Annotated in this window: 3 protein-coding genes and 2 pseudogenes; all 5 read right to left on the bottom strand. The window is 62.2% G+C overall.

The features are described from left to right. Positions 1–206: pseudogene (locus VGP39_RS21585) on the bottom strand (30S ribosomal protein S3); the annotation flags it as partial. Between the two features lie 21 nt (positions 207–227). Then, positions 228–608: a 50S ribosomal protein L22 gene (rplV, locus tag VGP39_RS21580; RefSeq protein ID WP_327570127.1), complete on the bottom strand. Its 381-nt coding sequence runs from the start codon at positions 606–608 to the stop codon at positions 228–230. 10 nt (positions 609–618) lie between these two features. Further along, complete coding sequence (gene rpsS / locus VGP39_RS21575; RefSeq protein ID WP_100417518.1) at positions 619–897, bottom strand: 30S ribosomal protein S19; 279 nt, start codon at positions 895–897, stop codon at positions 619–621. 12 nt (positions 898–909) lie between these two features. Then, on the bottom strand, positions 910–1,743 hold the full coding sequence (rplB, locus tag VGP39_RS21570) for a 50S ribosomal protein L2 (protein WP_327570126.1): 834 nt from the start codon (positions 1,741–1,743) through the stop codon (positions 910–912). Between the two features lie 12 nt (positions 1,744–1,755). Beyond that, positions 1,756–1,864 (bottom strand): annotated as a pseudogene (locus tag VGP39_RS21565) (50S ribosomal protein L23); the annotation flags it as partial.

Genomic DNA, 1,864 nt, shown 5'->3' with positions numbered 1-1,864 from the left:
TGGATCGTCACGCGGCACTTCTTGTGCGGACGCTCGATCACGATCCTGGCGACGGCCGCCTGCTTCAATTCCTTGTGCAGCACCTCGCGGATCTTGACATCCTCGTGCAGCAGCTTGCCGTATTCGTTCTTGCCGGCGTACCAACGGGAATCCCACGTCCGGTTGATGCCGAGACGCAGCCCGATTGGATTGATCTTCTGACCCATCGTTGTCTCCCGCGCCTGCTTTTAAGCGCTCGCCTCGACCTGACGAACCACGATCGTCAGCTGCGAGAATGGTTTAAAGATACGGCCCGAGCGGCCACGGCCGCGCGGTGCGAAACGCTTCATCACGATGCCCTTGCCGACATGCGCCTCGGAGACGATCAAATCGTCGACCTCGAGGTCATGGTTGTTTTCGGCGTTCGCAATCGCGGATTCCAGGCACTTCTTGACGTCGATCGCGATCCGCTTGCGCGAGAACTGCAGATCGGCGAGCGCGGCCGAGGCCTTGCGGCCGCGGATCAGCTGCGCGACAAGGTTGAGCTTCTGCGGGCTGACGCGCAGCATCCGGGCGATCGCCTTGGCCTCGTTTTCCGGGAGGCTCCGTTCGCGCTTTGGTTTGCTCATAGCTTAGTCCTCAAGCCTTCTTGGCTTTCTTGTCGCCCGAATGGCCATGGAAGGTCCGGGTCGGCGAAAACTCGCCGAACTTGTGACCGACCATTTCCTCGTTGACCGACACCGGCACATGCTTCTGGCCGTTGTAGACGCCGAACACGAGGCCGACGAACTGCGGCAGGATCGTCGAGCGGCGGCTCCAGATCTTGATCACGTCATGACGGCCGGACGAACGCGCGGCATCTGCCTTCTTGAGCAGGGAGCCTTCCACGAACGGGCCTTTCCAGACTGAACGAACCATGTCCGGGTATCCTTACTTCTTCCGCTTGTGGCGGCTGATGAGAATGAATCGGTTGGTCGACTTGTTCGACCGCGTCTTCTTGCCCTTGGTCGGCTTGCCCCACGGGGTCACCGGATGACGGCCGCCGGAGGTGCGGCCTTCGCCGCCGCCGTGCGGATGGTCCACCGGGTTCATGGAGACGCCGCGGTTGTGCGGCTTGCGGCCGAGCCAGCGGTTGCGGCCGGCCTTGCCGATCGAGATGTTCATGTGATCCGGATTGGACACCGCGCCGATGGTGCCGGTGCAGCGGCCGTGAACCAGGCGCTGCTCGCCCGAGTTCAGACGAATGATCACGTAGTCCTGATCGCGGCCGACGAGCTGCGCATAGGTGCCTGCCGAACGCGCCAGCTGGCCGCCTTTGCCGATCTTCAATTCGACGTTGTGGATGATGGTGCCGATCGGCATGTTGCCCAGCGGCATGACATTGCCCGGCTTCACGTCGACATAATTGCCGGCGATGACGCTATCGCCGACCGCGAGACGCTGCGGGGCCAGGATGTAAGCCTGCGTGCCGTCGGTATATTTCAAGAGCGCGATAAAAGCGGTGCGGTTCGGATCGTATTCGAGGCGCTCGACGGTCGCCGGCATGTCGACCTTGGTGCGCTTGAAATCGACGATGCGGTAGGTCCGCTTGTGGCCGCCGCCGCGAAAACGCACGACCATGCGGCCGGTGTTGTTGCGGCCGCCGCTGGAATTCTTGCCCTCGGTCAACGCCTTGACCGGCTTGCCCTTGTAGAGCGCCGAGCGATCGACCATGACCAGTTGGCGCTGGCCTGGTGTCGTGGGGTTGTATTTTTTCAATGCCATCGTCGTATCGCCTTATAGCCCGGTGGTGACGTCGATGCGGTGGCCCTCTTCGAGGGTCACGATCGCACGCTTCACATCCGACTGGGAACCGAACTGGCCGCGGAAGACCTTGGTCTTGCCC

The organism is Bradyrhizobium sp., from assembly GCF_036009065.1.
Taxonomy (GTDB): Bacteria; Pseudomonadota; Alphaproteobacteria; order Rhizobiales; family Xanthobacteraceae; genus Bradyrhizobium.
This window is presented reverse-complemented; position numbering and strand designations above follow the sequence as displayed.